This window comes from Pseudomonas sp. Bout1 (genome assembly GCF_034314165.1).
Taxonomy (GTDB): domain Bacteria; phylum Pseudomonadota; class Gammaproteobacteria; order Pseudomonadales; family Pseudomonadaceae; genus Aquipseudomonas.
Genome location: NZ_JAVIWK010000001.1, coordinates 329,953 through 355,410, shown reverse-complemented (window position 1 = coordinate 355,410; position 25,458 = coordinate 329,953). Strand labels below are relative to the sequence as shown.

Here is a 25,458-nt window from a genome sequence, read left to right as displayed (position 1 = left end):
GGTGTCCAGTAGCGTTTAGCGAACGACGATACCGCGCGCCGCCATGTAGGCCTTGGCCTCGGGAACGGTGTATTCGCCAAAGTGGAAAATACTCGCCGCCAGCACGGCGCTGGCGTGGCCTTCAAGCACACCGTCGGCCAGGTGCTGCAGGTTGCCGACGCCGCCCGAAGCGATTACCGGGATGCCCAGCGCATCGCTGATGGCCCGGGTCACGCCCAAGTCGAAGCCGTTTTTCATGCCGTCCTGGTCCATGCTGGTCAGCAGGATTTCACCGGCGCCCAGGGCTTCCATTTTCATCGCCCACTCCACCGCGTCCAGCCCGGTTGGCTTGCGACCGCCGTGGGTGAAGATCTCCCAGCGTGGGGTTTCGCCCGGCCCGGAGACTTTCTTGGCGTCGATGGCCACCACGATGCACTGCGAACCGAAGTGCTGCGCGGCTTCGCCCACGAATTCCGGGTTGAACACGGCTGCAGTGTTGATCGAGACCTTGTCTGCACCCGCGTTCAGCAGGTTGCGAATATCCTGCACGGTACGTACGCCACCGCCAACGGTCAGCGGAATAAACACCTGGCTGGCCATGCGTTCCACGGTATGCAGCGTAGTGTCGCGGCCGTCAACGCTGGCGGTGATGTCGAGAAAGGTAATTTCGTCGGCACCCTGCTCGTCGTAGCGTCGGGCAATTTCCACCGGGTCGCCGGCGTCACGGATGTTTTCGAACTTGACGCCCTTGACCACACGGCCGTTGTCGACGTCCAGGCAAGGGATGATGCGTTTGGCCAGCGCCATGGTCAGTCCTCAGCCGTTGTAGGCGTCGCAGTAAGCCTGGGCTTCGGCGACGTCCAGGGTGCCTTCATAGATCGCCCGGCCGGTGATGGCGCCGATGATCCCTGGGGCCTTCGCGTCCAGCAGCGACTTGATGTCGCCCAGGTTGTGAATACCGCCGGAAGCGATTACCGGGATCTTCGTGGCGGCCGCCAACGCAGCGGTGAACGGCACGTTGCAGCCCTGCATCATGCCGTCTTTGGCGATGTCGGTATAAACGATGGCAGACACGCCGTCGGCTTCAAACTGCCTGGCCAGGTCGATCACCTGGATGGTGCTGATTTCAGCCCAGCCGTCGGTGGCGACGAAGCCGTCTTTGGCGTCCAGGCCCACGATCACTTTGCCGGGGAATGCACGGCAGGCTTCGGCGACAAAGGCCGGGTCTTTCACGGCCTTGGTGCCGATGATCACGTAGCTCACGCCCGCTTTCACGTAGTGCTCGATGGTTTCCAGGGAGCGGATACCGCCGCCGATCTGGATCGGCAGGTTCGGGTAGCGCTTGGCGATCGCCGTGACGACTTCGCCGTTGACCGGCTGGCCTTCGAACGCACCGTTCAAGTCCACCAGATGCAGACGACGGCAACCGCCTTCCACCCACTTGGCAGCCATGCTCACCGGGTCATCGGAGAACACCGTGGAATCTTCCATGCGGCCCTGGCGCAGACGTACGCAGGCGCCGTCCTTGAGATCGATTGCGGGAATAATCAGCATCTGGCAAACCTTATTCGATATTCAGCGTTGCTCGGGAAATCAGGGTTTCTCGAGCGCCCACAAGTCGCTTTCGATGCTTTCGAACCTTTCTTTAAGGTGCGTCTGCACATCGAAAATCGCCCTGTTGTAATAGTGCGGAGCAATTTCAGTGGTGAACAGTTCGAGGATTTCTGCAACCTCGAACGAGCCGAGCTTGAGCTCGAAGCGGTCTTCCATGAAACGCTTGATCTTGTCGGTGGCCTCACTCTCCTGCTGGGGAGTGAGGTTCAAGATCGGCGGCTTGACCTTCTTGGCCATTACCAGCGCCCGTCCCACGCGGCGAAGTTCTGCAGCAATTGCAGGCCATGGGTATGGCTCTTCTCCGGGTGGAACTGCACGGCAAAGCGCGAACCGTCGGCCAGGGCCGCGGCGAAGTCGACGCCATAGTGCCCACCACCCACCACCTGGCGCGGGTTACCGGCGGCGATGTAGTAGCTGTGTACGAAGTAGAAACGCGCCAGGTCCGGCACGTTGTGCCACAGCGGGTGGTCCACGGTCTGGCGTACTTCGTTCCAGCCCATGTGCGGCACCTTCAGGTGTTCGCCGTCTTCGTGCAGGTCCTTGCCGAAAAACTTCACCTGGCCCGGGAACAGGCCGATGCAGTCGACGCCGGCGTTCTCTTCACTGCTGTCGAGCAAGGCTTGCATGCCCACGCAGATGCCGAGAAATGGCCGGTCCTGGCTGACTTCGCGTACCAGGCTGTCAAAACCCAGGCGGCGAATCTCGGCCATGCAGTCGCGAATTGCGCCAACACCCGGGAAAACCACCCGGTCGGCTTCGCGAATCACCGCAGCATCGCTGGTGATCAGTACCTTGCCGGCACCTACGTGTTCGAGGGCCTTGGCCACCGAATGCAGGTTACCCATGCCGTAATCGATAACCGCGACCGTCTGCATTACAGGACGCCCTTGGTCGACGGCATTTGCCCGGCCATGCGGTCATCCAGCTCCACGGCCATGCGCAGGGCGCGACCGAAGGCCTTGAACACGGTCTCGATCTGGTGGTGGGTGTTGGTGCCACGCAGGTTGTCGATGTGCAGGCTGACCAGCGCGTGGTTGACGAAGCCCTGGAAGAACTCCTGGAACAGGTCAACGTCGAAACCGCCCACGGTGGCGCGAGTGTAGGGCACGTGCATCTGCAGGCCTGGGCGGCCGGAGAAGTCGATGACCACACGCGACAGCGCTTCATCCAGCGGGACGTAGGCGTGGCCGTAGCGACGGATGCCTTTCTTGTCGCCGATGGCTTTGGCAAATGCCTGGCCCAACGTGATACCGACGTCCTCCACCGTGTGGTGGTCGTCGATATGCAGGTCGCCCTTGCTGACGATATCCAGGTCGATCAGCCCGTGACGGGCGATCTGGTCCAGCATGTGCTCAAGAAAAGGTACACCGATATCAAATCGGGCCTTTCCGGTGCCATCCAGGTTAATCGAGGCTTTGATCTGGGTTTCCAGAGTGTCGCGCTCGACGGACGCCTTACGTTCGGCCATCACCAGCTCCGCAAAATCATTGGGCGAAAAAGGCAGCCATTATAGGGGCGCGGGCGCCAAACAGAAACATCGGAGGGGATAAGACTGATGGAGTGTCGAGGATAGACATGTCAGTACAACTGTGGGAGCTGGCTTGCCTGCGATATAGGCACCTCGGTGTATCGGGTATACCGAGGCGCTGCTATCGCGGGCAAGCCCGCTCCCACAAGGGTTACGCGGTGTTAGTGGAACAGTACCGCCGTCTTCTGCAGGGTGACCCACACGCCCCACGCCAACGGAATGCCCACCGCCAGCCAGGCGGCAACCGCCAATGGCACGCTGGCGGAGGAGGCTTTCCACTCCAGCACGGTGCTGGAATCGGCGCCTTTGTCATGGCCCAGCGCCTGTTCGGCAGCCAGTTCGGCGTCGGTCATGAAGTACTTGTCTGCCACCGGCCGTACCAGCAGGTTGCACAGGAAGCCCAGTACCAGCAGGCCGGCGAGGATGTACAAGGTGATGTCGTAAGCGGCAGCGCGCTCAACGCCGATGCTCAACTGGTACTCACGCAGGTAGTTCACCAGCACCGGGCCCAATACGCCCGCCGCGGCCCAGGCCGTCAGCAGGCGACCGTGGATCGCACCCACCATTTGTGTACCGAACAGGTCCGCCAGGTACGCCGGGACCGTCGCAAAACCACCGCCGTACATCGACAGGATGATGCAGAACGCGGCCACGAACAGCGCCACGTTGCCCAGGTGACCCAGGTTCGGGATCAACGCGTACAGGGCAAAGCCCAGGGCGAAGAACACGAAATAGGTGTTTTTACGGCCCAGGTAGTCGGAGAACGACGCCCAGAAGAACCGGCCACCGATGTTGAACAAGCTCAACAGGCCGGTGAAGCCGGCGGCAATGGCCGCGATGGAAGCCAGTTGGCCGGCATCAAGCTGGCCAAACGTCAGGCCGTTACCGAGCAGTTTGCCGCCGAACACTTCTTGCAACAGCGGCGACGCCATGCCGAGGATGCCGATACCGGCAGACACGTTCAGGCACAGTACCAGCCACACCAGGCGAAATTGCGGGGTTTTCCAGGCGACGCTCACGTGCACGTGTCGATGGGTGATCATCGCGTTGCTGGCTTTTTTCGCCGGGGCGGTCCAGCCCTCAGGCTTCCAGCCGGTCGGCGGAACACGGTACGACAAGGCGCCGCCGATCATGAACACGAAGTAGATCACGGCCATGACCACGAAGCTCTGCCACACGCCGACGCTGGTCGGCGAGGAAAAGTGGCCCATCAAGGCTGCTGCCAGCGGGGCGCCAACCATCGCGCCGCCACCGAAGCCCATGATCGCCATGCCCGTGGCCATGCCGCGCTTGTCCGGGAACCACTTGATCAGGGTCGACACCGGCGAGATATAGCCCAAGCCCAGGCCGATACCGCCAATCACCCCGGAACCGATCCACATCAGCCAGATCTGGTGGGTATAGATCCCCAATGCGGAGATCAGCAGGCCGCCACACCAGCACAAGGCCGACACGACGCCCGCTTTACGTGGCCCGGCATGTTCCAGCCAGCCGCCCCAGATGGCTGCCGAGCAGCCCAGGAAGATGAAAAACAGGGTGTAGATCCAGCCCAGCATGGAGATGGGCCAGTCACATTGAGACGAGAAGACCTGGCTGATAAAGCTCATGTCCGGCGCGCAAGCGACCGGTGCGGTGATACCCAGCGCCTTGGACAACGGCAACCAGAACACCGAGAAGCCGTAGGCCATGCCGATGCACAAGTGGATGGCCAGGGCGGCCGGCGGTACCAGCCAACGGTTGAACCCGGGCTTGGCGATAATACGTTCCTTGGACAGGAACGCAGGCTGTGCGGCAGTTGAACCTGCCGCAGTGCGAGTGCTCATTGGTGTTTCCCCCAGTTATTAGTATGTGTTCGTCAGGCGCTCTCTCCTTTGGCCTTACACGCAAGGCGTGGCCATATTTGTTGAGTAAAGCTCCATTTTTGCGCGACGTTTAGTCGCAGAAGGCAGACGAACACGCAGAGATTAGCATCTGTGGATGACAGAAAAACCAAACTGACATCACCTTTTTCGGGATATCTGATTTGTTTGGCGCCAAAATTCCGTTTTTCCGCGTCTGGATACAATGTAACTATCCGCGAACTGACGTAAGCCTTCGGGCGTTATACTCTGCGGCTAAATTTTAAAATCGACATACAAGGACTCGCCCATGAAAGCGTTCGGCAAAATCCTGGGTCTGGTACTCCTCGGGCTGTTGCTGATCATTGTGGCTCTAGGCTTTGCCCTGACCCATCTCTTCGATCCCAACGACTACAAAGACGAGATTCGCCAGATTGCCCGCGACAAGGCCCACATCGAGCTGACGCTCAATGGCGACATCGGGTGGAGCCTGTTCCCCTGGCTCGGTCTGGAATTGCACGAGGCCAGCGTTGCGACCCTGACCAACCCGACCCAACCGTTTGCCGACTTGCAGATGCTCGGCCTGTCGGTGCGCGTGCTGCCGCTGCTGCGCCGTGAAGTGCAGATGAGCGATGTGCGTGTCGAAGGCCTGAACCTGCGCCTGAACAAAGATGTGCATGGCCATGGCAATTGGGAAGACATCGGCAAGAATGTGCCGGACCCAGGTACACCTGCCACCGCGCCCGCCGTCGCTGAAGCGGCCACGCCGCCCAAGCCTGAAAAGCCACCGCAGCCGATCCGCCTGGACATCGACAGCCTGACCATCAACAACGCCCGCGTCGAATACAACGACGAGCAGACCGGCAAGCAATTCAGCGCCGAAAGCATTCAGTTGAGCGCCGGCGCTGTGCACGAAGGTGCGAGCATTCCGGTGAAACTCACCGCCTTCTTCGGCACCAACCAGCCGCTGATGCGCGTCAAGACCGAGGTCAACGGCAACCTGCGCATCCAGCGTGCCCTCAAGCGCTACCAGTTCGAAGACATGAAAGTCACCGGTGAAGCCACCGGCGAGCCGCTGCAAGGCAAGACCCTGACCTTTTCGACCCAGGGCCAGTTGCTGCTGGACCAGTCTGCCAATATTGCCGAATGGACCGGCATGAAACTGTCGCTGAACCAACTGCGCGCCCTGGGCGAGCTGAAGGTCAACGACCTGGACAAGACCCCGCAACTCAGCGGCGCCCTGTCGATTGCCCAGTTTGACCTGGCCAAGTTCCTCGACAGCGTTGGCAACCCGCTGCCGCCGATGGCCGCAGGCAGCCTGAGCAAGGTCGAGCTGGTCAGCCGCCTCAAGGGCACGCCGACCAGCCTGGCGCTCGAAGACCTCACCCTGAAGCTCGACGAAAGCACCTTTACCGGGCGCCTGGCCGTGGACGATTTCGCCAAGCAGTCCCTGCGGGTGCAGCTCAAGGCCGACACGTTCAATGCCGACAACTACCTGCCAGCCAAGTCCGAAGCCGCCAAGGGCGCTGCGGCCGCACGCCAGGCTGAAGTGCAAAACAGCGAAGCCGGCGCCATGGCGGCCGGTGGCACCACACCGCTGCCGGACGCCCCGACCAAAGGCGCGTGGAGTACCGACAAGCTGCTGCCACTGACCCGCCTGCGCACCCTGGACGTGAACGCCGACCTGTCCTTCGGCCAACTGACCCTGAGCAAGCTGCCAATCCAAAATGCCGCCCTGAAAGCCTCCGGCCTCGATGGCCAGCTCAAGCTCGACACGTTGAGCGGTGGTCTCTACAACGGCACCTTCCAGGCCAACGGCAACCTTGACGTGCGCCAGGACATCCCGTTGCTGGCGCTGCAAACCCATATCAAGCAAGTGCCGGTCGAACGCATCCTGCAAGCCCAGGGGCAGAACCCGCCGGTGAAGGGCCAGCTAACCCTCGATAGCAACCTCAACGGTCGCGGCAATAGCCAAAAGGCCTTGATCGACAGCCTCAACGGCACCGCCAGCTTCGCGATCAACAACGGCGTGCTGATCAACGCCAACCTTGAGCAGCAACTGTGCACCGGCATCGCCCTGCTCAACCGCAAGACTCTCAGCGGCGAACAACGCAGCAAGGACACTCCGTTCCAGGAGCTCAAGGGCAACCTGACCTTCCGTAACGGCGTGGCCAGCAACCCGGACCTGAAAGCGCGCATCCCGGGGCTGGCCGTCAACGGCAACGGTGACATCGACCTGCGCGTACTGGGCATGGACTACCGCGTCGGCATCATCGTCGAAGGCGACCAGCGCGACGTGCCGGACCCGGCCTGTGAAGTGGGTTCCAACTTCCAGAATATCGAAGTCCCGCTGCGCTGCCGTGGCCCGCTGGAACTGGGCGCCAAAGCATGCCGCCTGGACAAGGACGGCTTGAGCCAGGTCGCTATCAAGGCGGCGGGCAACAAGCTCAGCGAGAAGCTTGAACAGAAACTCGACAAGGTTAATCCACAGTTGAAAGACGCTTTGAAAGGCCTGTTCAAGCGATGAGAAACGAGCAATTTTCAACGGCGGTGCTCGACTGGTACGACCGCCACGGCCGCCATGACCTGCCCTGGCAACAGGGCATCACGCCATACCGGGTGTGGGTCTCGGAGATCATGTTGCAGCAGACCCAGGTCAGCACCGTGCTGAACTACTTCGACCGTTTCATGGCGTCGCTGCCGACGGTCGAGGCCCTGGCTGCCGCGCCGGAAGACGAAGTGCTGCACCTGTGGACCGGGCTGGGTTACTACACCCGGGCGCGCAACCTGCAAAAGACCGCGAAGATCGTCGTTGCCGAATATGGCGGTGAGTTTCCCCGTGATGTCGAAAAGCTCACGCAGTTGCCCGGCATCGGCCTGTCCACCGCTGGCGCGATTGCCAGCCTGAGCATGGGCCTGCGCGCGCCGATCCTCGACGGCAACGTCAAACGCGTGCTGGCGCGCTTTACCGCACAAGAGGGCTACCCGGGCGAACCAAAGGTCGCAAAACAGCTGTGGGCCACCGCAGAGCGCTTTACGCCCCACGACCGGGTCAACGCCTACACCCAGGCCATGATGGACATGGGCGCCACCCTTTGCACCCGCAGCAAACCCAGCTGCCTGCTGTGCCCGCTGGAGCAGGGCTGCGAAGCCCACATGCTCGGCCTGGAAACCCGCTACCCGGTCCCCAAGCCGCGCAAGGCCGTGCCCCAGAAGCGCACGCTGATGCCACTGCTGGCCAATGCCGAGGGCGCGATTCTGCTTTACCGCCGCCCTTCCACGGGCCTGTGGGGCGGTTTGTGGAGCTTGCCGGAGCTGGATGACCTGGCAGACCTGGAACACCTGGCCAACCAGCACTCGCTGGCGCTGGGCGAGCACCAGGCACTGCCGAGCCTGATCCACACCTTCAGCCACTTCCAACTGGCTATCGAACCCTGGCTGGTCCAGGTCCAGGAGTCTGCCCATCACGTGGCCGAGGCTGACTGGCTCTGGTATAACCTCGCCACCCCGCCGCGCCTGGGCCTTGCCGCCCCGGTAAAGAAACTGCTGAAACGCGCGGCTGAAGTATTGAACGCAGGAGTTCCGTCATGACCCGCACCATCATCTGCCGCAAGTACCACGAAGAACTGCCCGCCCTGGAGCGCGCTCCGTTCCCTGGCGCCAAGGGCCAGGACATCTTCGATAACGTCTCTGCCAAGGCCTGGGCCGACTGGCAAAAGCACCAGACCCTGCTGATCAACGAAAAACGCCTGAACATGATGAACGCCGAAGACCGCAAATACCTGCAGGGCGAGATGGATAAGTTCTTTTCCGGCGAGGAATACGCCAAGGCCGACGGCTACGTGCCACCTGCTGAATAATTGATCAAATGTGGGGGTTGGCCCGTAAGCGACGGTAATAATTAAATATTTTTTGAAAACTTGCTTGACGACCCCCTGAAAAACCAGTTTAATGCGCCCCGTTGCCCAGATAGCTCAGTCGGTAGAGCAGGGGATTGAAAATCCCCGTGTCGGCGGTTCGATTCCGTCTCTGGGCACCACTAATTAGTTTCAGGTGGTGCAAACGTCATCTGAAACACACAAAAAACCCGCCTAGTGCGGGTTTTTTGTTGTCTGGAATTTAGGGGCCTTCAACCTCCACCCCGCATCAACGTCAACACCGCTACCCGTTCCTGCTCGGAGATGTGAAAACCACTCTCCTCTACCCGAGCAATCCAGCCTTGGGCCGAAAGCGACTCGCCAAAACGCACCAGGCGCCCATAGCGCTTAAACACGGCCTCCAGCACGCTGATCATCGACGGGTAGCTGCAACCGCCGTCAAAACAAATGTTGAGGCCGCCAAACCAGGAACGGCCAATCACGTGAACGCTACCGCCGCTCTGCGCACCCGCATGCTCAAAATCCATTTTTACTGCCTCCACGTCGCAGCCAAAATCATCACCACGAAACTACCCAAGCCTAGCAGACGCCTGCCTTCAGGCAGGCTGCAAAGCGCTTTATCAGACCCACCGGTCACTCAGGCGGCGACCATACAGCAAGACGGCCCAAAGCGCCGGTTATCAACACCGCATTCCGACTCCTTGATCTATCGTGAATGCCCCGTGCACGCCAGGAAATCTGGGACGACTCACCGCAGGGCTGGCCACAGACCGACCCCTCCAGCTGGTTGCCTCGCCATGATGAATAGGGCGACTGAGTTACTTCACCAGGAACACCAGTAGCGGGTTGTCATTCAGCCGCCCGTTGAACACCGGCGCCAGATGCTCCAGCGGCGTGCCACGCAGCAACTCGGTTTGCTTGCGCTCCACCAGGACCCAGGCCGGACGCGGCAGCATGTCTAACTGCAAAGGCTCGTTGCGCCCGATGAACAATGGTTTCTCGTCATGATCCAGGTTCATGATGTAGCGAATGGCCCAGGTATCTTTGCCAAGGCCGACGAACACCAGTGTGCCCGGGTTCTCGCTACGCAACTTCTGCACCGCGCCAACGAAGTTCCTGGTGTCAAATTGCAGGTCCTTGGCCGGCTCCACCACCTTCACCAACACCAGCCACTGCGTGGCCAGCGCAATGAGACTGAGCACCACCAGGCGCCGCCCGAGATCGCCCTGCAACCGCCGCCAGGCAATCACCGCCGCCACTTGCAGCACAATCAGCACACCGACCAGCGCCGGCACTGAAACGTCCGGCCAGTAGCCGTGCTTGTGCCACAGGTGCCGGCACACAAACACCACTACGATGCCCAGCACCGGCAGGGCGGCCACCAGCCACTCATAGCCACGTCGCACACCCAGCAGCCAGCCCTGCGCCTGGAGCAGTCCATAGGCGGCCACCGCGGCAAACATCGGCACCATCGGTACGATGTAGTACGCGCGCTTGAAATGCGGGACCGACAAGCCCAGCAAAATCATCAGCCCGCACGCGGCCAGGCGCAGCATCAACTGCACGTCGGCATCCTCGTTGCGCGCCGACCATTTGTGGCGCAGCGCAATCATCGTCGCCAGCGCCAGCGGCACCACCGGGAAATAGCGGTACAGGCTCAACTTGAAGTAGAAGTAGAACGGCTCGCCGGTTTCGTCGAGGCGCCCGGCAAACTGCATCCGGAGCACGTCATCAACGAAGGCATCGCCGCCGCTGATCCGCGCCAGCTTCAACAGCACCCACCAACAGCCGGCCAGCAGGACCAAACCGACTACACCGTGGGCAATCACTTTTTTCAGCAGTGCAATCCGCTCTTCACGCGTGCGAGCCGGGCCAAGCGCCCAGTAAACACAGGCCACTCCGCACACCTCGATCAGCCCCAGCGGCCCGCGAATGGCAAATGCCACCACGAACAATGGGAAGATCGCGTATTGGCGCAATCGTGAGCCCGTGCGTTCGCCGGTATGCAGCAGGTAGAAACACCCCAGGCACAGCAACGAGATCATCTGGTCCAGGCACACCGAACGTGACTTCTCCAGCAACTGGGCGGTCAAGGCGGTGAGCAGCACTGTCAGCAGCGCCCACGCCCGGCCAGACGGCGCCAGCAAGCGGTAGATCAGCGCCATGACCCCAGCCGACGCCAGGGCGGTAGGCATCACGTTAGCCAAGTCGTTGGGCGCGCCGAACAAGCGGGCAAAGAGGTAGCTTAGATAAGTCGCAGTGCCCGGGTAGTCCGGGTAAGGCTCACCATAGGTGGTAGGAAAGAGGCTCGCGCCGTGGCGAAACATCTCTTGCATGAACACCGCCCAGCGGCCGTCGAAGCCTTGTGGCTGCTGGTCCCAGATGCCCAGGGTAAACAGCAGCAAGGCGACAAAGAAGATACCCAGCGATTCCATTCGAAAGCGGTTGTGTTGATCCATTATTCAGCCTGTCAGTTGGGGTAAACCGGACCATGTTGCCGACCGCCACCCTGAATAACCCCTGAACGGAATCAAACATTCATCCGCCTAGCGACGAGCGGGCCAGACCAACAGCGGTATCAGCCGGATATAGAGTAGCTCCCCCACCAGCTCCACCAGGGTTTGCGTGATAACAGCGGCGGCGGCAAGCCCACGGAGGTCTTCGGGCAATGCCAGTGCCAGCGGCAACACCACCAGGGAATTACGCGTGGACGCACTGAAGGTGACCGCCCGCGCCGTGGTCGACGGCAACGTGAACAGCCGCGAAGCCAGCGCCCCCATCAACGGGGCCAGCAACAGGAAGCCGATATACACCGGGATCACCGGCACCAGCAGGCCGATATCGCGGACCACGGCAGTAATTTGCGAGCCGATCACCACCACCAGCACCAGCGCCATGGCCGGTACAGGCAGCCAGGCCCAGGCATCGTTCCAGACACTGATGACGCTTGATCGCCGCGACAAGGACGTCGTCAACACCGCCAGAACCATGGGTGCAACGATCAGCAACAGGAAGGCCTCGACAAACGGCCCCACCGACACCACCCCCTGCGACTGCGCCCCGAGCATCAACCCCAGGTACAGCGGCAACAGCAACAGTTGCAGCAGCAACAGGATTGGCGTCGCCGCCAGCATCAACCGCGAGTCGCCCTTGCCGATATGGGTGAATACCACCACATAGTCGATGCACGGCGTCAGCAGCACCAGTAACGCGCCGATCAGAATCGCCGGGTGACCCACCAGGCCACGGGTCAGCGCCCACACCAACAGGGGGACCAAAACGAAGTTGGCCAACAGCAACGCAGACATAAAGCGTTTGTTGCCCAAACCCCGGCGCAAGTCCAGGAATGGGATCTGCAGGAACATCGCGTACATCAGCACGGCAATGGCGGGCGTGACCAGCACGGCCAGGCCATGGGCCATGGCTGGCGCCAGCAGGCCGACAACGGCAGCCAGCAGCACGGCGGCAAAGTAGATGGGGATCTGGTTTTGTTCGAGGGTGTCGCGGGTCATGGGCTGGCTCTAAGGGTGCGCAAGGGCCCAAGCCTAGGCATCCGAGCCGCTCAGGTCGAGCATCAGAAAAATCATCGGGATTTCAATAGCGGAAATTTGTTAGCTTCGACCTCCTATAAAACTGCGCACGGGCCTTTGATGCCCCATCGAAAGCGCGATGATTGAGCCCGCCCATGAACCTGCCAGCCCGACCTCAAGCCGAAGCATTCCGCGAGCCCGCAGCCGACGGGTATTCCATCTGCGGCTTCACCTGGCGCCACGTCAGGACCGACATCGAACGCCCGGTCGTCATCATCAACGCCGCCACCTCCGTGCGCTGCCGACACTATTCACGCTTTGCCGACTACCTGTTTGCCAATGGCTTCGACGTCATCACCTACGACTACCGGGGCATCGGCGAATCCCGCAGCGGCTCGCTGAAGGGGTTCAAGGCGTCGTGGTCGGATTGGGGCGTGCTGGACTTCGAGGCGATCCTGCAGCGGGCGCAGCGGGAGTTTGCGGGGCAGCCGATTGATGTGGTCGGGCACAGCTTTGGTGGCTGCGCAGCAGGCCTTGGGGCCTCCGGCGCGGTGATTCGGCGACTGGTCACGGTGGGCGCGCAGTTCGCCTATTGGCGCGACTACGAGGCCAGCGGGCGCTGGCGGATGTTTGCCAAGTGGCATGTGGTAATGCCGTTGGTGACGGCGGTTTTTGGCTACTTCCCGGGCAAGCGCATGGGCTGGCTGGAGGATACGCCAGCAGGTGTGGTGCGCGATTGGAGTACGCCGACGCCGGGTTACGGAAAACGCCCCAGCGGGAAGGCGCTGGGTGAGCTGCCGTTTTCTCGGGTGAAGGCCCAGGTATTGGCGATCAGCATTACCGATGATCCGTTTGGCACCGTCGCGGCCATTGAGCGCCTGCTACGTTACTTCGACGGCAGCGAGCGCACGCACCTGCGGATCGCCCCTAAAGATATCGGCGAAGAAGAAGTCGGACATTTCGCATTCTTTCGCAGCCAGTATCAGGACCGGTTGTGGCCGATCGCTTTGGCCTGGCTACAGCGAGGCCAATTGGCCGAAGGCACCCCGGGCCGGCAAGTGACGGATCGCGCCTAGAAACCCTTGGGATTTTCCCAAACCTGCGCTTCAATACCCGATTCCCAGATCCTGACACCAAGGACGTGAGCCCATGGCTTCGCCGAACAAGCAGCAAAAACGCGCCCACCGGGCAAAAGCCAAGGCCAAGCAGAACCGCACCCAACGCGCCGTCGCCGTCAAGCCGGACGCCTTTGCCGGCGATGACAGCCGCATTGATCTTGAGTCGGTGGATTTGACCGAGTTGTTCCTGGAGATGCGCACCGCTGGCGAAACCAGCCAACTGGCGCTGTGCACGGTGTTCCTGGCGCATCCGCTGCTGGCCGTGGTGCTGGAGCAGGAAGGCGAAGAAGACGCGACCGACTTTATCCTCGCGGCGCTGATCGAGTATCGCCAGTGGGCCACGGATACCGAGGACGAGGCCGCCGCCCTGGCGTGGATTGAGTCGCCGGAATTCCAGGCCGATTACGTCGCAGCCTCACAGGCGCTGGTCAATTCCGAAGACTGATACAAAACAAAATGTGGGAGCCGGGCTTGCCCGGCTCCCACAGTTTTTTGCAGTGTTTGATGAATCGTATTTCAATCCATCAATTCAACACCGCAGCCCCAACCTTGCGGCCCTTGCGCCGGCGCGACACCATCAGCCCCGCCACCACCACCAGCAAGCTCAGAATCCCGGTAGCAATGATCTCCACCCGGTGCGCTTCCTGGAACAGCATGATCGTCAGCACGCCCACGATGAACACGATCACCGCATACGTCAGACCCGGGAACAGCCACATTTTGAAGGCGATCTTCTCGCCCGCTTCGGTGCGCTTCTGGCGCATGCGCAGTTGCGATACCGCGATCACCAGGTACACCAGCAACGCGATGGCGCCGGAGCTGGCCAGCAGGAATTCAAACACCGCCGCCGGGGCCACGTAGTTGGCAAACACCGCCAGGAACGCCGCGCCGGTAGACAGCAACACTGCCCAGTAAGGCGTGCCGCTTTTGTTGGTGATCTTCGATACCGCCGGCGCATCACCGCGACGACCCAGCGAGAACATCATGCGTGAAGCGGTGTAGAGCGCTGAGTTAAGGCAACTGGTCACGGCCACCAACACCACCAGGTCAACGATCAGCTTGGCATTCGGGATGCCCATGCGCTCGAGCACGGTCTGGTAGGAACCCACCGCGGCCAGCGCAGGGTCATTCCAAGGCACCAGGGCCACGACGATGAAGATCGACACGAGGTAGAACAAGCCGATCCGCCAGATCACCGAGTTGGTGGCCTTGGAGATCTGCTGGCCAGGGTTCTTCGATTCAGCGGCCGCGATGGTCACGATCTCGGTGCCCATGAACGAGAACATGGTGGTCAGGATCGCCGCCAACACCGCGCCCATGCCGTTGGGCAGGAAGCCTTGGGTGTCGAACAGGTGCGAAACACCACTGACCTGGCTGCCCGGCAGGAAGCCGAAAATCGCCAGGATGCCGAGGATCACAAAACCAATGATCGCCACCACCTTGACTAACGCAAACCAGAACTCGAACTCGCCGTAGTTCTTCACGCTGAACAGGTTGGTCGCGGTCAGCAGCAAGGTGATGATCAGGGTAAAGGCCCAGATCGCCACGCCGGGGAACCAGGCGTGGAGAATGGTCGCGGCAGCGTTGGCTTCCAACGGAATCACCAACACCCAGAACCACCAGTACAGCCAGCCAATCGTGAAACCGGCCCAGTGACCAATCGCACGGTCGGCATAGGTCGAGAACGAACCGGTATCCGGCGATGCCACGGCCATTTCGGCCAGCATGCGCATCACCAACACCACCAGGGTACCGGCGGCGGCATACGCCAGCAGCACGGCCGGGCCTGCGGCAGCAATCGCGTGGCCGGAGCCGACAAACAACCCGGCACCGATAACGCCGGCAATCGACAGCATGGTGACGTGACGCGGTTTGAGCCCCTGTTCGAGGTCATTGGAGCTTTGCGTACTACTCATTGACACACCTTTGCGAGGAATTGCGAATACGGTCCACCCGGTCTGAGGTCTTTCTCGTGAAAAGAAACCAACAGGGCGTTCTTTATTTTTTACGCAAGATTTGCGCCAAAATGTTACAGGGCCGCGATTGTCGCGGGCTGCAGCGCTGCTGAAAAGCAATCGCAAGTCATTGAGATTAATGGCATTCCGCTATAGCGTTACCGTGCGACTCACTTAACAGACGGATGAGCGCACCAAAAACACACACAAATTGTGCGTGACGCTCCATTAAAGGGCTGATAAGGACCGTTCGCCGGTTTAACCCTTCCAACACCCGGCCAAAGCTGGCACCATCGCGCCCTTTTTTACGCGAAGCCTGTAGGAATCAGGGATCAAACGGCTGTTCGGTTGTTGATGGCGCGACACACTGCTGTGCCGATGCGACACCCTGCCGCACACCGTCTGTTAACCCTGCGCAGGGCTGTTGGCTGTCTCCGGACCCTATGCTAGCTTGGCGCCTCGCCAGGAAGGCGGGCCAACAGCAGGAGCGCAATGAACACAATGAGGACCGCACATGGCTGAGGCCACGCCCGCGCTTGAAATCCGCAACTTGCATAAACGCTATGGTGAGCTGGAGGTGCTTAAAGGCATCTCGCTGACCGCCCGCGACGGCGATGTGATCTCGATCCTGGGTTCCTCCGGTTCCGGCAAGTCCACGTTCCTGCGCTGCATCAACCTGCTGGAAAACCCGCATCAGGGGCAAATTCTGGTGGCCGGCGAAGAGCTCAAGCTCAAGGCTGCGAAAAACGGTGAACTGGTGGCCGCCGACGGCAAACAGATCAACCGCCTGCGCAGCGAGATCGGTTTTGTGTTTCAAAACTTTAACCTGTGGCCGCACATGAGCGTCCTCGACAACATCATCGAGGCCCCGCGCCGCGTGCTCGGCCAGAGCAAAGCCGAAGCCATCGAAGTCGCCGAAGCCTTGCTGGCCAAGGTCGGCATCAGTGACAAGCGCCACGCCTACCCCGCGCAATTGTCCGGCGGCCAGCAACAACGTGCCGCGATCGCCCGCACCCTGGCCATGCAACCCAAAGTCATCCTGTTCGACGAGCCCACATCGGCCCTTGACCCGGAAATGGTTCAAGAAGTACTTAATGTGATCCGCGCACTGGCCGAAGAGGGCCGCACCATGCTGCTGGTCACCCATGAAATGGGCTTCGCCCGCCAGGTGTCCAGTGAAGTGGTGTTCCTGCATCAGGGCCTGGTCGAAGAGCAAGGATCGCCACAGCAGGTGTTTGAAAACCCGCTTTCGGCGCGCTGCAAACAATTCATGTCGAGCAACCGCTAACGGAGCAACATGCATGCAGAACTACAAAAAATTCCTCCTGGCTGCCGCCGTTTCGATGGCGTTCAGCGCCACGGCGATGGCCGAGACCTTGAAAATGGGGATCGAGGCGGCTTACCCGCCGTTCAACAATAAAGATGCCAGCGGCAACGTCGTGGGCTTCGACAAAGACATCGGCGACGCCCTGTGCGCCAAGATGAAAGTCGAGAAGTGTGAAGTGTATGTCTCGGACTGGGACGGCATCATTCCGGCCCTGAACGCCAAGAAGTTCGACTTCCTGGTCTCCTCGCTGTCCATCACCGATGAACGCAAGCAGGCCGTCGACTTCACTGACCCGTACTACTCCAACAAGCTGCAGTTCATCGCGCCTAAAGCCACCAAGGATTTCAAGACCGACGCGGACTACCTGAAGGGCAAGATCATCGGTGCACAGCGCGCAACGCTGGCCGGTACCTACCTGGAAGACAAGCTGCCGGACACCACCGCCAAGCTCTACGACACCCAGGAAAACGCCTACCTCGACCTGACATCCGGCCGCCTGGACGGGATGCTCGCCGATAAGTACGTGCAGTACGAGTGGCTGAAAAGCAAAGACGGTTCTGCCTACGAATTCAAAGGCGACCCGGTGGTTGAGAGCGACAAGATCGGTATCGCCGTACGCAAAGGCGACCCACTGCGCGAGCGCCTGAACAAAGCCCTGGCTGAAATCAAGGCCGACGGCACCTACAAGAAGATCAACGACAAGTACTTCCCTTTCAGTATCGAGTGATCCTGAACGGCCTGCCCGGCGCGCTCACTTGAGTGCGCCGGTCCTGAGCTTTGCCTTGCGAAACGACTAAACCATGAATTTCGACCTCTACGGATTCGGCCCGGCGCTCGCCGCTGGCGCGCTGATGACCGTCAAGCTGGCGCTCACCGCCCTGTGCCTCGGGCTGGTGCTCGGCCTGGCCGGCGCCCTGGCCAAGACATCCCCGTACAAGCCGCTGCAATGGCTTGGCGGCGCCTACTCCACCCTGGTGCGCGGCATTCCGGAACTGCTGTGGGTGCTGCTGATCTACTTCGGCACGGTCAACCTGATGCGCTCCCTTGGGGAGTTTTTCGGCGACCCCGACCTGTCCCTCAGCGCCTTCGCCGCCGGGGTTATCGCCTTGGGCCTGTGCTTCGGCGCCTACGCCACGGAAGTGTTTCGCGGCGCGATCCTGGCAATCCCCAAGGGCCACCGTGAAGCCGGTGTGGCACTGGGCCTGTCGAAGGTGCGGATCTTCACCCGGTTGATCATGCCGCAGATGTGGCGCATCGCCCTGCCCGGCCTGGGCAACCTGTTCATGATTCTGATGAAGGACACCGCGCTGGTCTCGGTGATCGGCCTGGAAGAAATCATGCGCCACGCGCAAATCGGCGTGACCGTCACCAAGCAGCCCTTCACCTTCTTTATGGTCGCGGCCTTCATGTACCTGGGCCTCACGGTCCTGGCGATGACCGGCATGTACTTCCTGGAAAAACGTGCCGCGCGCGGCTTTGCGAGGAGCACGCAATGAGTGGCGACTACAGTTGGCTGTCGCATTTTGACCTGGGCCTGAACTGGGCCGTGATCATCAAATGGTTGCCCCGGTTGGCCCAGGGCGCGACCCTGACCCTGGAACTGGTGGCCATCGCCGTGATCGCCGGCCTGCTGCTGGCGATCCCGCTGGGCATCGCCCGCTCTTCGCGCCTGTGGTACGTGCGCACCCTGCCCTACTGCTACATTTTCTTCTTCCGGGGCACGCCGCTGCTGGTGCAGTTGTTCCTGGTGTATTACGGGCTGGCGCAGTTCGATGCGGTGCGTGAAAGCTTCATGTGGCCGTACCTGCGAGACCCTTTCTGGTGCGCCACCGCCACCATGACCCTGCACACCGCCGCCTACATCGCCGAGATTTTGCGCGGCGCGATCCAGGCCATTCCGCCGGGTGAAATCGAAGCGGCGCGAGCGCTCGGCATGTCCAAGCCCAAGGCGCTGTTCTACATCATCCTGCCGCGCGCGGCGCGCATCGGCCTGCCGGCCTACAGCAACGAAGTGATCCTGATGCTCAAGGCCAGCGCCCTGGCCAGTACCGTGACCTTGCTGGAACTGACCGGCATGGCCCGCACGATCATTGCCCGCACCTACCTGCCGGTGGAAATCTTCTTTGCCGCCGGCTTGTTCTACCTGCTGATGTCCTACGTGCTGGTGCGCTTCTTCAAGCTGCTGGAACGCTGGTTGCGGGTTGATGCCTGCCAGGGGCGCTGACGCCATGTTGACGGGTGAGCCGTTGCTCGCCCGCTTCCGGGCGCTGGATGCGTTCCTTACCGAGCATCAAGGGCTGTGGCGACCACGGCCCTTTACCCATCTGCAATTGGCGTGGGAAGCCCGGCTTCCCGAGCTGGCCCATTGGCTGCGCCAACGCTCGCTGGCCGAGGCGGAAAGCAGCCATAACCTGCCTTACACTCTGCCGGCGCCCGCGCCGTTTCCCGAGCTGGCCGCCGAGTCGTTGCGTCTCGGTGCTGTGGATAACTTGCCGTCCAGCGCGCTGCCGGCTGCCCGTCACCGTTTAAACGTCGATGTACCCGGCCGCAAATGGCAGCAGATCGAAGCCTTTGGCGCCGCCCTGAACTTCTCTAGAACTCCCCAGCACTGGCTCGACTGGTGCGCCGGTAAAGGCCACCTCGGCCGGCGTCTGATGCAACCCGGGCAGCAACTGACGTGCCTGGAATACGACCCCGCCCTGATCGCCTCGGGGCAAACGCTCAGTGAACACCATCGATTGCCCGTCACCCATCGCCTGCAAGACGTGATGGGCGACGTGCAGATCAGCCGTGATCAAACCCCGGTCGCCCTGCACGCCTGTGGCGACTTACATGTGCGGCTGATCCAGATGGCCAGCGCTGCCGGCTGCCAACAACTGGCCGTAGCGCCCTGCTGCTACAACCGCATCCACGCCGAGCAGTACCAGCCGCTGTCGATTGCCGCCCAGGCTTCATCACTGCAGTTGTCGGTGGAGGATCTGGGCCTGCCGTTGAGCGAAACCGTCACCGCAGGCGCGCGGGTACGCCAGCAGCGGGATACGTCGATGGCCAGGCGCTTGGGTTTTGATGGGCTGCAGCGGCAACTGCGCGGCAGCGATGAGTACCTGCCCACCCCATCGCTGCCCACAAGCTGGCTGGCCAAGCCGTTCGCCGACTACTGCCGCGAACTGGCTGCGCTCAAGCAATTATCCACAGGTGAACAGGACTGGCCGGCCCTGGAAGCCCAAGGCTGGCGGCGCTTGGCCGAAGTACGAAACCTGGAATTACTGCGTAGCCTGTTTCGGCGCCCGCTGGAATTGTGGCTGGTGCTGGATCGGGCACTTTTTCTCATGGAGAACGGCTACACCGTTCAAATAGGCAGCTTCTGTGAAACGTCGTTGACCCCGCGCAACCTGATGTTGCTTGCCGAGCGCAATTAAAGGGCATTTTTGTCGCAGCCTGCCCTGTGGATAACTCTGTTGATGGAATCCTGGCGCAGGCGCTGGCGGCAAGCTTTACAGGGAAAATTGCTGACTGATCATTTTTTGTTCACAAAATAAAACGCACGTAAAACAGGCAGTTGCGGCGTGATGAGAACCGCTCCGCAAAATTGCCGTTTCATGACAGTGCCAACCAACCGATTGTGCATAAGCATCTGGCGTCAGCGGCATAACCCGGGCGTTTCAGCGGGCAATCAACAGGCGACAAAGCTCGCTGATATCGTCACAGGCCATGCTCGCCGCTTCGTTATCCAGCGGGTCACTGCCAAAGGCCAGTGCTTCGCTGATCGCCGCGTCCCGGTGTACCACCTCCAGCAAACCATCCCCCAGGCGCTTGCGAAACACCTCGAGCATGTCGAGGCTGAAGCCAGAGGTTTCGTCGAGCTGGTTGATCACAAAATGGCAGCGCGGCGCAGGCAGGCGATCGAGATGGGGTGCCAGCAACTGCTCCATCTGTTCCAGGGTACCAAGGGAGGCGGCATCCGCCTGGGCGATCACCAGCACCACATCGGCCACGTTCAGCGCCTGATGCAGGTAGACGTTATTGCCCGCCGGGGTGTCGATGATCACCGTGTCCTGCTCGCTCAAGCCCAGGGCCGACAGGTGCTGCGCCAGCCAATCCGGTTCCTGCTTCAGCCAGCGCTGCAGGTCTTCTTGCTGGCGGATATCGGTTTCGCCAAAGGTGATCACCTGGCAACCGGCAAAACCCGCGTGAAGGATCTGGCTCCAGCGCTCGTTATGCAGGCTGGTGCGCCCGATGCCGGGCAAGGTGTGGCTCAGGCCAAAGTGGTGATAAAGGGCGTTTTGCGGGTCCAGGTCCAGCGCCACCACCGGCTGCGCCAGGCGCTGCAAACCGCTGCTCAACGCCGTTGCGAGGGTGCTGCGGCCTACGCCGCCGTTGACCGACACCAGCGCCACCACGTTCGCACGAATGGTCGCGGCTTCGCGTGGCGGCTCATTGGCACAAGGGGAATGCAGGGAGAACGACGCGCCGCTGCCCATGTTGAGGCTGGCGCTGTCGTCGACGGGAATGTCTTCGAAAAACTGCAGCATCGAATCCATTCCTTGTACATCACTGGCAGTTGTCTTAGTAAACAACTCAAAAAGATCATCAGTACGGCTCATCACCAACACTCCGTCACGACGCATCGTAAAGACGTGAAAGGTCAGCTGTACTGATGCTTACCGCAGGTCTTTTTGTGGGCGCCTTTGTGTACGCATTCTGTGACAAAGGAATGAAAGTGTCATTATTTTGGTGTTTCTGAAGAAATCTTTAAGACGAGTGGTAAATGGTCAATTTACTGACTTATTTTTATCAAGTCATAAGGCGTTTGCAGATCCCGCTCCGGAATTTCCCAGATCAGCAGCTTGGGCGGCGTTTGCTTGAACGCCGGGCTATCGAAATAAGCCTTCGCCGCGCCAGAAAATTCGCCCCCGTCCTTACTGAAGTTGCCCACGGGCGCATTCAACGCTTTTTGCAGGAAACCCACGAAGTTCGAATTGCGCGAGAACGAGGTGCCAATCAGCGCCACGTTCGGCAGGCCCGCGTCGCCGAACAAATCGTCGGGGTCGCTGGACGCCGCCGGGGCATTCTCGTGTGCCGTGCTGGCAGCGACCTGCTCGCCCACCGGCTGCAATTTCGGCGGCAACCAGTCGAGACCGGCCAGGCGCACCAGGTCACCCGGGCGCGGTGCAAGCGGCGCCTGGGTAATATCGAAGGCTTGTTCCGGTGTAGCCTTGATACCCCTTTGCTGAATACGCTGGGCCACCGCACGGGCGCCGGCATTCGCGCCGATTTCACTCCAGTGGGTATCGGTGCGCAGGTAAGCATCCGGGCCAAGAGGTTTGAGGGTGTCGGTCAAATCCACTACTTGCACGCCCGCCGCTTGTAACAGCGTGGTCCATTGCTGAACCCGGCCATCCAGCACGGCCGGGCGATACAGGCCGCAACGTTGGGCGGCGGCGATGCGGGTCTTGTCCGGCACCACCACCACTTGCAGATCAATCCCGCGTTGGCCGAGCTGTTTTTGCAGGTCGATCACCGCGTCGGCCTTGGTGCGCGCATTGTCTTCGGCGTGCCGGTTGAGCTTCAGTTCATCGCTGATAAACAGCCAGCCCGGGCAACCCTGGCGCACCCGCGGCCCGGTGTCGCTGAACACCAGCCAACTGGCGCCGCGCTCCAGGTTGGCCGCTTCGATGGCCATCGGCGCCTTGGACAGTTCCTTGGCAAACCGGTGGGTCACCTCGCCATGCAGCAGCATGTCGCTGTCGACCTTGGGCGGCAGGAAACTCACCGGCCCCTTGACCATCAGCCAGGCGCAAGACAACAGCCCTGCCGCCAGGAAAGGCACCAGCACCCAGCCCGCCAGGGGGCTGGTGCGTATCGCCAATTCACTCGGTGGGGTCGGCGCGGTAGGGGCGGGCATCGTCAGGCTTCCTTAAAACTGAAAGTACAGAAACGGTACGGCATCGCGGCTGGCAATCAGCGCGAACGACAACACAAACCCGGCCACCGGCCACAGCGATGCCGCCACCACAAACCAGGGCTGCGCACCAAAGCGCTGCTCGCAGCGGGCCTGCCAGATCGGCGCGATGATGCACACCAACCCAAGCAACGCAGCCATGCCATGGGCCGGGCGCATGGCCACGGCCAACGCATCACCCAGCGCCATGCCATGCATACCGAACTGGCCGGCGTACATGGTCAGTGCCGAATGGAAGTCCGGTGCGCGGAACAGCGTCCAGGCCAGGCACACAAACAGCAGCGTCAAAATGTGCGACAGCGCCAAAGGGATGCGCGGCAATGTCGAGCGCGACCACGCCCGGTCGATGCACAACGCAATACCGTGGGCCGAGCCCCACAACAGGTAGTTCCAGCTGTCGCCGCCGTGCCACAACCCGGCAATCGCCATGGTCAGGAACAGGTTGCGGTAGGTGCGCCACACGCCGTCGCGGTTACCGCCGAGGGCGATGTACAGGTAGTCCCGCAGCCAGCTGGACAACGACAAATGCCAACGCCGCCAGAAGTCCTGGATGCTGCTGGCCAGGTACGGCCGGTTGAAGTTTTCCGGAAAGTGAAAGCCCAGCATCAAGCCCAGGCCGATGGCCATGGCACTGTAGCCGGCGAAGTCGAAAAACAGTTGCAGCGAGTACGCCAGGCAACCGATCCAGGCATCCACCAGGCTTGGGTTTTCCAGGTGGAAGGCAATGTCTACCAGCGGCGACAAGGTGTCGGCCACCAGCACTTTCATGCCCATGCCGATCATGAAGCGCCGGGCGCCGAGGGTGAAATTCGGCCAGTTGAAATAGCGCTGGTTCAGCTCGCGCCGCACCCAGTCGTACCGGATGATCGGGCCCGCAATCGAGTGGCCGAACATCGAAATGTAAGTTGCGTAGTTGATGAAGCTGCGCTCCACCGGCACCGTGTGCCGATGCACATCCACCAGGTACGAGATCGCCTGCAACACGATAAACGACAGCCCCGCCGGCAACGCCACGCGCTGCCAGTCCAGCGGCATGGCGCCATACCAGGTGATCACCTCACTCACGGTGCCCGCGACGATGTTGGCGTACTTGTACCAACACAGCACGGCGGTGTTGAAGACGATCAACGCGATCAACAAACGCACCCGGCCCTTGCCGTCTTCACGGGAACGGTCCACCAGCAAACCGCCGACCCACGCCACCACGGTTAACACCATGTGCAGGAACAAAAACAGCGGGCTCAACCAGCCGTAGAATAGCCAGCTGCCGATCAACAGGATGACGTTGCGCCAGCCCGGACGGGCCAGCGCATAAATCAACAGAAAGGCCGGCAGGAACAGCGTGAGGAATTCCAGTGAGGCAAAGACCATGGTGGTGTCGGGCCCGATCAGTTAGCGAGCGTGTCGGAGGTAAACAGCAACCTCGAACCGGCGGCCGATGGCAGTGCGAGCACGCTGTAGCGTTCGCCGGCCTTGAGGGTGAAGGTCAGCGGTTGGCCGACCGGCGCATTGGCGCACTTGAGCTGCACCGACAGTTCCACCGGGTTGATCATGCGGCGCGAAATCGAACCTTCAGCGACCTTCTTGAACAGCTCGGCTTTTTGCGCCACGGCTTCCAGGCTCGCGTCGGCACAGGCGGCGTCGGCGTTGATAAAGGCCAGCGAGGCCTTCAGCGCGTTGAAGTCGTCCGGCTGCTCGTGGATCACCAACTGGCGAGTGCCGCCCTTGGCGTCAGGCACGGCCACCACCGTGGCGAACTCGCCGGGTGCCACGGTCACGGCCAGCTCGGAATCCTTGCCGCCCTGGCTTAACACGCCCTTGATCGGCGTCGTGCCGCCCGATACCGGCAGGTAGTCGGAAACCTGCTTTTGGCCACCCAGTACCAGGCTGGCCTTGGAACCTTGCGGCAGCAATTTCAGCTCGCCGTCGGTGCCGTTGGCCAGGCGCAGGAACGCCGAATCTTTCTCCGGGCCGGTGGGGTAAAGCGGAATGTCGGCGCTGTAGGCGCTGATGCTGGCGAGCAAGGTCGCCAGGCCCAGGGTGATGCGTTTCATTATTGCGCTCCTTTGGCCACAGCGGCTGGTGGCAACGTGGCCAGCGACTCGCCGATTGCCTTGGCCCACTTCTGGTAGCCGTCGATGGTGAAGTGCTGGCCGTCGGTGGTGATCCATTGGCCCGGCTTGGAGAAGGTCAGCGAGTCGACGTAGGTGCACGGCGCCACGTTGGTCGCGAGGAACTGCGACATCACCTTGGTGCGCGCGTCATCCTTCTTGTACTGCGAACCGACCTTGCCCCACGCCGGCCCGACCCACACGCACTTGGTGCCGGTTTCGGTGATGGCCTTGGTCAGGGAGGTCACGCTTTTCCAGGCCCAGACTTTCGGGAACTGCGGCTCGGGGTACGAGGCCATGGTGTCGGCGATGATGATCACCACCAGGTCGGGCTTGTCCTTGGCGATCAGGTCTTTGATCGGGGTGGTGCTCATGCCGTTCTTGCCGAAAATCTCGGCCTTGCCGCCGGGCAGGCGCTCGGCACCGCACTCGACTTTTTTCGGCACGATCCAGTCGGCTGCACCGGCGCCGCACGCGCCGATGGAGTGAACCTTGGCGCCCTGAGCGGTGAGGTTGTCCTGCAGCGGGTTGAGCAGTGAATCAGGAAAGCTCATGTGACTTTCGCCCAATACCAGCAGGGTCAGGCCGGCAATAGCAGAAGCGGAAACAGGCATGGAT

Annotated in this window: 24 protein-coding genes, 1 tRNA gene and 1 pseudogene; 11 read left to right on the top strand and 15 right to left on the bottom strand. The window is 61.3% G+C overall.

Annotated elements, in window-relative coordinates; translation table 11 throughout:
- Positions 1 to 15: 15 nt before the first annotated feature.
- The 6 genes from hisF to RGV33_RS01600 all read right to left on the bottom strand — a co-directional run bounded on the left by hisF (position 16) and on the right by RGV33_RS01600 (position 4,944).
- Entirely contained in the window at positions 16 to 786 is a 771-nt protein-coding gene (hisF, locus tag RGV33_RS01625) for an imidazole glycerol phosphate synthase subunit HisF (protein ID WP_034117283.1), read from the bottom strand.
- A 9-nt stretch (positions 787 to 795) separates the two neighbouring features.
- On the bottom strand, positions 796 to 1,533 hold the full coding sequence (gene hisA / locus RGV33_RS01620; RefSeq protein ID WP_322142838.1) for a 1-(5-phosphoribosyl)-5-[(5-phosphoribosylamino)methylideneamino]imidazole-4-carboxamide isomerase: 738 nt from the start codon (positions 1,531 to 1,533) through the stop codon (positions 796 to 798).
- Between the two features lie 39 nt (positions 1,534 to 1,572).
- On the bottom strand, positions 1,573 to 1,830 hold the full coding sequence (locus RGV33_RS01615) for a DUF2164 domain-containing protein (protein WP_003218033.1): 258 nt from the start codon (positions 1,828 to 1,830) through the stop codon (positions 1,573 to 1,575).
- Positions 1,830 to 2,468: an imidazole glycerol phosphate synthase subunit HisH gene (gene hisH / locus RGV33_RS01610; RefSeq protein ID WP_322142837.1), complete on the bottom strand. Its 639-nt coding sequence runs from the start codon at positions 2,466 to 2,468 to the stop codon at positions 1,830 to 1,832. The genes RGV33_RS01615 and hisH overlap by 1 nt, the downstream gene beginning before the upstream one ends.
- Entirely contained in the window at positions 2,468 to 3,061 is a 594-nt protein-coding gene (hisB, locus tag RGV33_RS01605) for an imidazoleglycerol-phosphate dehydratase HisB (protein WP_003218037.1), read from the bottom strand. Before hisB ends, hisH begins: the two co-directional genes overlap by 1 nt.
- Before the next feature lie 221 nt (positions 3,062 to 3,282).
- Complete coding sequence (locus tag RGV33_RS01600; protein ID WP_322142836.1) at positions 3,283 to 4,944, bottom strand: OFA family MFS transporter; 1,662 nt, start codon at positions 4,942 to 4,944, stop codon at positions 3,283 to 3,285.
- 325 nt (positions 4,945 to 5,269) lie between these two features.
- On the opposite strand from RGV33_RS01600, the gene RGV33_RS01595 reads away from it, so the two are divergent.
- From RGV33_RS01595 to RGV33_RS01580, 4 genes are all read left to right on the top strand, one after another.
- Complete coding sequence (locus RGV33_RS01595) at positions 5,270 to 7,486, top strand: AsmA family protein (protein WP_322142835.1); 2,217 nt, start codon at positions 5,270 to 5,272, stop codon at positions 7,484 to 7,486.
- A complete protein-coding gene (gene mutY, locus RGV33_RS01590) occupies positions 7,483 to 8,550 on the top strand; it encodes an A/G-specific adenine glycosylase (RefSeq protein ID WP_322142834.1) in 1,068 nt (355 codons plus the stop codon). Before RGV33_RS01595 ends, mutY begins: the two co-directional genes overlap by 4 nt.
- Positions 8,547 to 8,819 carry an oxidative damage protection protein gene (locus tag RGV33_RS01585; protein ID WP_088425910.1) on the top strand — a complete coding sequence of 91 codons (273 nt, stop codon included), beginning with the start codon at positions 8,547 to 8,549 and terminating at the stop codon, positions 8,817 to 8,819. The genes mutY and RGV33_RS01585 overlap by 4 nt, the downstream gene beginning before the upstream one ends.
- A gap of 103 nt (positions 8,820 to 8,922) precedes the next feature.
- Positions 8,923 to 8,998, top strand: a tRNA-Phe gene (locus RGV33_RS01580).
- A gap of 90 nt (positions 8,999 to 9,088) precedes the next feature.
- On the opposite strand, the gene RGV33_RS01575 is transcribed toward RGV33_RS01580, so the two are convergent.
- The 3 genes from RGV33_RS01575 to RGV33_RS01565 all read right to left on the bottom strand — a co-directional run bounded on the left by RGV33_RS01575 (position 9,089) and on the right by RGV33_RS01565 (position 12,349).
- Complete coding sequence (locus tag RGV33_RS01575; protein WP_322142833.1) at positions 9,089 to 9,364, bottom strand: hypothetical protein; 276 nt, start codon at positions 9,362 to 9,364, stop codon at positions 9,089 to 9,091.
- Positions 9,365 to 9,655: 291 nt separating this feature from the next.
- The gene (locus RGV33_RS01570) at positions 9,656 to 11,296 is read right to left on the bottom strand and encodes a glycosyltransferase family 39 protein (protein WP_322142832.1); all 1,641 of its coding nucleotides are present in this window, start codon (positions 11,294 to 11,296) and stop codon (positions 9,656 to 9,658) included.
- 87 nt (positions 11,297 to 11,383) lie between these two features.
- Positions 11,384 to 12,349 carry an arsenic resistance protein gene (locus tag RGV33_RS01565; RefSeq protein WP_322142831.1) on the bottom strand — a complete coding sequence of 322 codons (966 nt, stop codon included), beginning with the start codon at positions 12,347 to 12,349 and terminating at the stop codon, positions 11,384 to 11,386.
- Positions 12,350 to 12,522: 173 nt separating this feature from the next.
- Between RGV33_RS01565 and RGV33_RS01560 the strand changes: the two are divergent.
- Together RGV33_RS01560 and RGV33_RS01555 are read left to right on the top strand one after the other, a co-directional pair.
- Positions 12,523 to 13,437: pseudogene (locus RGV33_RS01560) on the top strand (alpha/beta fold hydrolase); the annotation flags it as partial.
- A gap of 79 nt (positions 13,438 to 13,516) precedes the next feature.
- The gene (locus RGV33_RS01555) at positions 13,517 to 13,930 is read left to right on the top strand and encodes a hypothetical protein (protein WP_322142829.1); all 414 of its coding nucleotides are present in this window, start codon (positions 13,517 to 13,519) and stop codon (positions 13,928 to 13,930) included.
- A gap of 79 nt (positions 13,931 to 14,009) precedes the next feature.
- Here the strand turns inward: RGV33_RS01555 and gabP are convergent, their stop codons facing one another.
- The gene (gene gabP / locus RGV33_RS01550) at positions 14,010 to 15,401 is read right to left on the bottom strand and encodes a GABA permease (RefSeq protein ID WP_322142828.1); all 1,392 of its coding nucleotides are present in this window, start codon (positions 15,399 to 15,401) and stop codon (positions 14,010 to 14,012) included.
- Between the two features lie 553 nt (positions 15,402 to 15,954).
- On the opposite strand from gabP, the gene RGV33_RS01545 reads away from it, so the two are divergent.
- From RGV33_RS01545 to RGV33_RS01525, 5 genes are all read left to right on the top strand, one after another.
- Positions 15,955 to 16,728 carry an ABC transporter ATP-binding protein gene (locus RGV33_RS01545; RefSeq protein WP_177088750.1) on the top strand — a complete coding sequence of 258 codons (774 nt, stop codon included), beginning with the start codon at positions 15,955 to 15,957 and terminating at the stop codon, positions 16,726 to 16,728.
- A 13-nt stretch (positions 16,729 to 16,741) separates the two neighbouring features.
- Positions 16,742 to 17,494 (top strand): ABC transporter substrate-binding protein, encoded by a 753-nt coding sequence (locus tag RGV33_RS01540; RefSeq protein WP_063033521.1) that lies wholly within the window; start codon positions 16,742 to 16,744, stop codon positions 17,492 to 17,494.
- A 73-nt stretch (positions 17,495 to 17,567) separates the two neighbouring features.
- Positions 17,568 to 18,263, top strand: a complete 696-nt coding sequence (locus RGV33_RS01535; RefSeq protein WP_322142827.1) for an ABC transporter permease — start codon at positions 17,568 to 17,570, stop codon at positions 18,261 to 18,263.
- 38 nt (positions 18,264 to 18,301) lie between these two features.
- Positions 18,302 to 18,991 (top strand): ABC transporter permease, encoded by a 690-nt coding sequence (locus RGV33_RS01530; protein WP_026078053.1) that lies wholly within the window; start codon positions 18,302 to 18,304, stop codon positions 18,989 to 18,991.
- Positions 18,972 to 20,186: a methyltransferase gene (locus tag RGV33_RS01525; protein WP_322142826.1), complete on the top strand. Its 1,215-nt coding sequence runs from the start codon at positions 18,972 to 18,974 to the stop codon at positions 20,184 to 20,186. The genes RGV33_RS01530 and RGV33_RS01525 overlap by 20 nt, the downstream gene beginning before the upstream one ends.
- A gap of 243 nt (positions 20,187 to 20,429) precedes the next feature.
- Here the strand turns inward: RGV33_RS01525 and bcsQ are convergent, their stop codons facing one another.
- The 5 genes from bcsQ to RGV33_RS01500 form a co-directional block, all read right to left on the bottom strand.
- Positions 20,430 to 21,371: a cellulose biosynthesis protein BcsQ gene (gene bcsQ / locus RGV33_RS01520; protein ID WP_322142825.1), complete on the bottom strand. Its 942-nt coding sequence runs from the start codon at positions 21,369 to 21,371 to the stop codon at positions 20,430 to 20,432.
- Positions 21,372 to 21,544: 173 nt separating this feature from the next.
- The gene (locus RGV33_RS01515; RefSeq protein WP_322142824.1) at positions 21,545 to 22,672 is read right to left on the bottom strand and encodes an alginate O-acetyltransferase AlgX-related protein; all 1,128 of its coding nucleotides are present in this window, start codon (positions 22,670 to 22,672) and stop codon (positions 21,545 to 21,547) included.
- A gap of 12 nt (positions 22,673 to 22,684) precedes the next feature.
- Positions 22,685 to 24,100 carry an MBOAT family O-acyltransferase gene (locus RGV33_RS01510; RefSeq protein WP_322142823.1) on the bottom strand — a complete coding sequence of 472 codons (1,416 nt, stop codon included), beginning with the start codon at positions 24,098 to 24,100 and terminating at the stop codon, positions 22,685 to 22,687.
- A gap of 17 nt (positions 24,101 to 24,117) precedes the next feature.
- Entirely contained in the window at positions 24,118 to 24,783 is a 666-nt protein-coding gene (locus RGV33_RS01505) for an alginate O-acetyltransferase AlgF (RefSeq protein ID WP_322142822.1), read from the bottom strand.
- Complete coding sequence (locus RGV33_RS01500) at positions 24,783 to 25,454, bottom strand: SGNH/GDSL hydrolase family protein (RefSeq protein ID WP_322142821.1); 672 nt, start codon at positions 25,452 to 25,454, stop codon at positions 24,783 to 24,785. Before RGV33_RS01500 ends, RGV33_RS01505 begins: the two co-directional genes overlap by 1 nt.
- Positions 25,455 to 25,458 lie beyond the last annotated feature (4 nt).

What these genes read in the sequence shown, in the direction of transcription:
- hisF (WP_034117283.1), bottom strand. Translation starts at nt 786, where the DNA reads ATGGCGCTGGCCAAACGCATCATCCCTTGCCTGGACGTCGACAACGGC.
- hisA (WP_322142838.1), bottom strand. Translation starts at nt 1,533, where the DNA reads ATGCTGATTATTCCCGCAATCGATCTCAAGGACGGCGCCTGCGTACGT.
- RGV33_RS01615 (WP_003218033.1), bottom strand. Translation starts at nt 1,830, where the DNA reads ATGGCCAAGAAGGTCAAGCCGCCGATCTTGAACCTCACTCCCCAGCAG.
- hisH (WP_322142837.1), bottom strand. Translation starts at nt 2,468, where the DNA reads ATGCAGACGGTCGCGGTTATCGATTACGGCATGGGTAACCTGCATTCG.
- hisB (WP_003218037.1), bottom strand. Translation starts at nt 3,061, where the DNA reads ATGGCCGAACGTAAGGCGTCCGTCGAGCGCGACACTCTGGAAACCCAG.
- RGV33_RS01600 (WP_322142836.1), bottom strand. Translation starts at nt 4,944, where the DNA reads ATGAGCACTCGCACTGCGGCAGGTTCAACTGCCGCACAGCCTGCGTTC.
- RGV33_RS01595 (WP_322142835.1), top strand. Translation starts at nt 5,270, where the DNA reads ATGAAAGCGTTCGGCAAAATCCTGGGTCTGGTACTCCTCGGGCTGTTG.
- mutY (WP_322142834.1), top strand. Translation starts at nt 7,483, where the DNA reads ATGAGAAACGAGCAATTTTCAACGGCGGTGCTCGACTGGTACGACCGC.
- RGV33_RS01585 (WP_088425910.1), top strand. Translation starts at nt 8,547, where the DNA reads ATGACCCGCACCATCATCTGCCGCAAGTACCACGAAGAACTGCCCGCC.
- RGV33_RS01575 (WP_322142833.1), bottom strand. Translation starts at nt 9,364, where the DNA reads ATGGATTTTGAGCATGCGGGTGCGCAGAGCGGCGGTAGCGTTCACGTG.
- RGV33_RS01570 (WP_322142832.1), bottom strand. Translation starts at nt 11,296, where the DNA reads ATGGATCAACACAACCGCTTTCGAATGGAATCGCTGGGTATCTTCTTT.
- RGV33_RS01565 (WP_322142831.1), bottom strand. Translation starts at nt 12,349, where the DNA reads ATGACCCGCGACACCCTCGAACAAAACCAGATCCCCATCTACTTTGCC.
- RGV33_RS01555 (WP_322142829.1), top strand. Translation starts at nt 13,517, where the DNA reads ATGGCTTCGCCGAACAAGCAGCAAAAACGCGCCCACCGGGCAAAAGCC.
- gabP (WP_322142828.1), bottom strand. Translation starts at nt 15,401, where the DNA reads ATGAGTAGTACGCAAAGCTCCAATGACCTCGAACAGGGGCTCAAACCG.
- RGV33_RS01545 (WP_177088750.1), top strand. Translation starts at nt 15,955, where the DNA reads ATGGCTGAGGCCACGCCCGCGCTTGAAATCCGCAACTTGCATAAACGC.
- RGV33_RS01540 (WP_063033521.1), top strand. Translation starts at nt 16,742, where the DNA reads ATGCAGAACTACAAAAAATTCCTCCTGGCTGCCGCCGTTTCGATGGCG.
- RGV33_RS01535 (WP_322142827.1), top strand. Translation starts at nt 17,568, where the DNA reads ATGAATTTCGACCTCTACGGATTCGGCCCGGCGCTCGCCGCTGGCGCG.
- RGV33_RS01525 (WP_322142826.1), top strand. Translation starts at nt 18,972, where the DNA reads ATGCCTGCCAGGGGCGCTGACGCCATGTTGACGGGTGAGCCGTTGCTC.
- bcsQ (WP_322142825.1), bottom strand. Translation starts at nt 21,371, where the DNA reads ATGAGCCGTACTGATGATCTTTTTGAGTTGTTTACTAAGACAACTGCC.
- RGV33_RS01515 (WP_322142824.1), bottom strand. Translation starts at nt 22,672, where the DNA reads ATGCCCGCCCCTACCGCGCCGACCCCACCGAGTGAATTGGCGATACGC.
- RGV33_RS01510 (WP_322142823.1), bottom strand. Translation starts at nt 24,100, where the DNA reads ATGGTCTTTGCCTCACTGGAATTCCTCACGCTGTTCCTGCCGGCCTTT.
- RGV33_RS01505 (WP_322142822.1), bottom strand. Translation starts at nt 24,783, where the DNA reads ATGAAACGCATCACCCTGGGCCTGGCGACCTTGCTCGCCAGCATCAGC.
- RGV33_RS01500 (WP_322142821.1), bottom strand. Translation starts at nt 25,454, where the DNA reads ATGCCTGTTTCCGCTTCTGCTATTGCCGGCCTGACCCTGCTGGTATTG.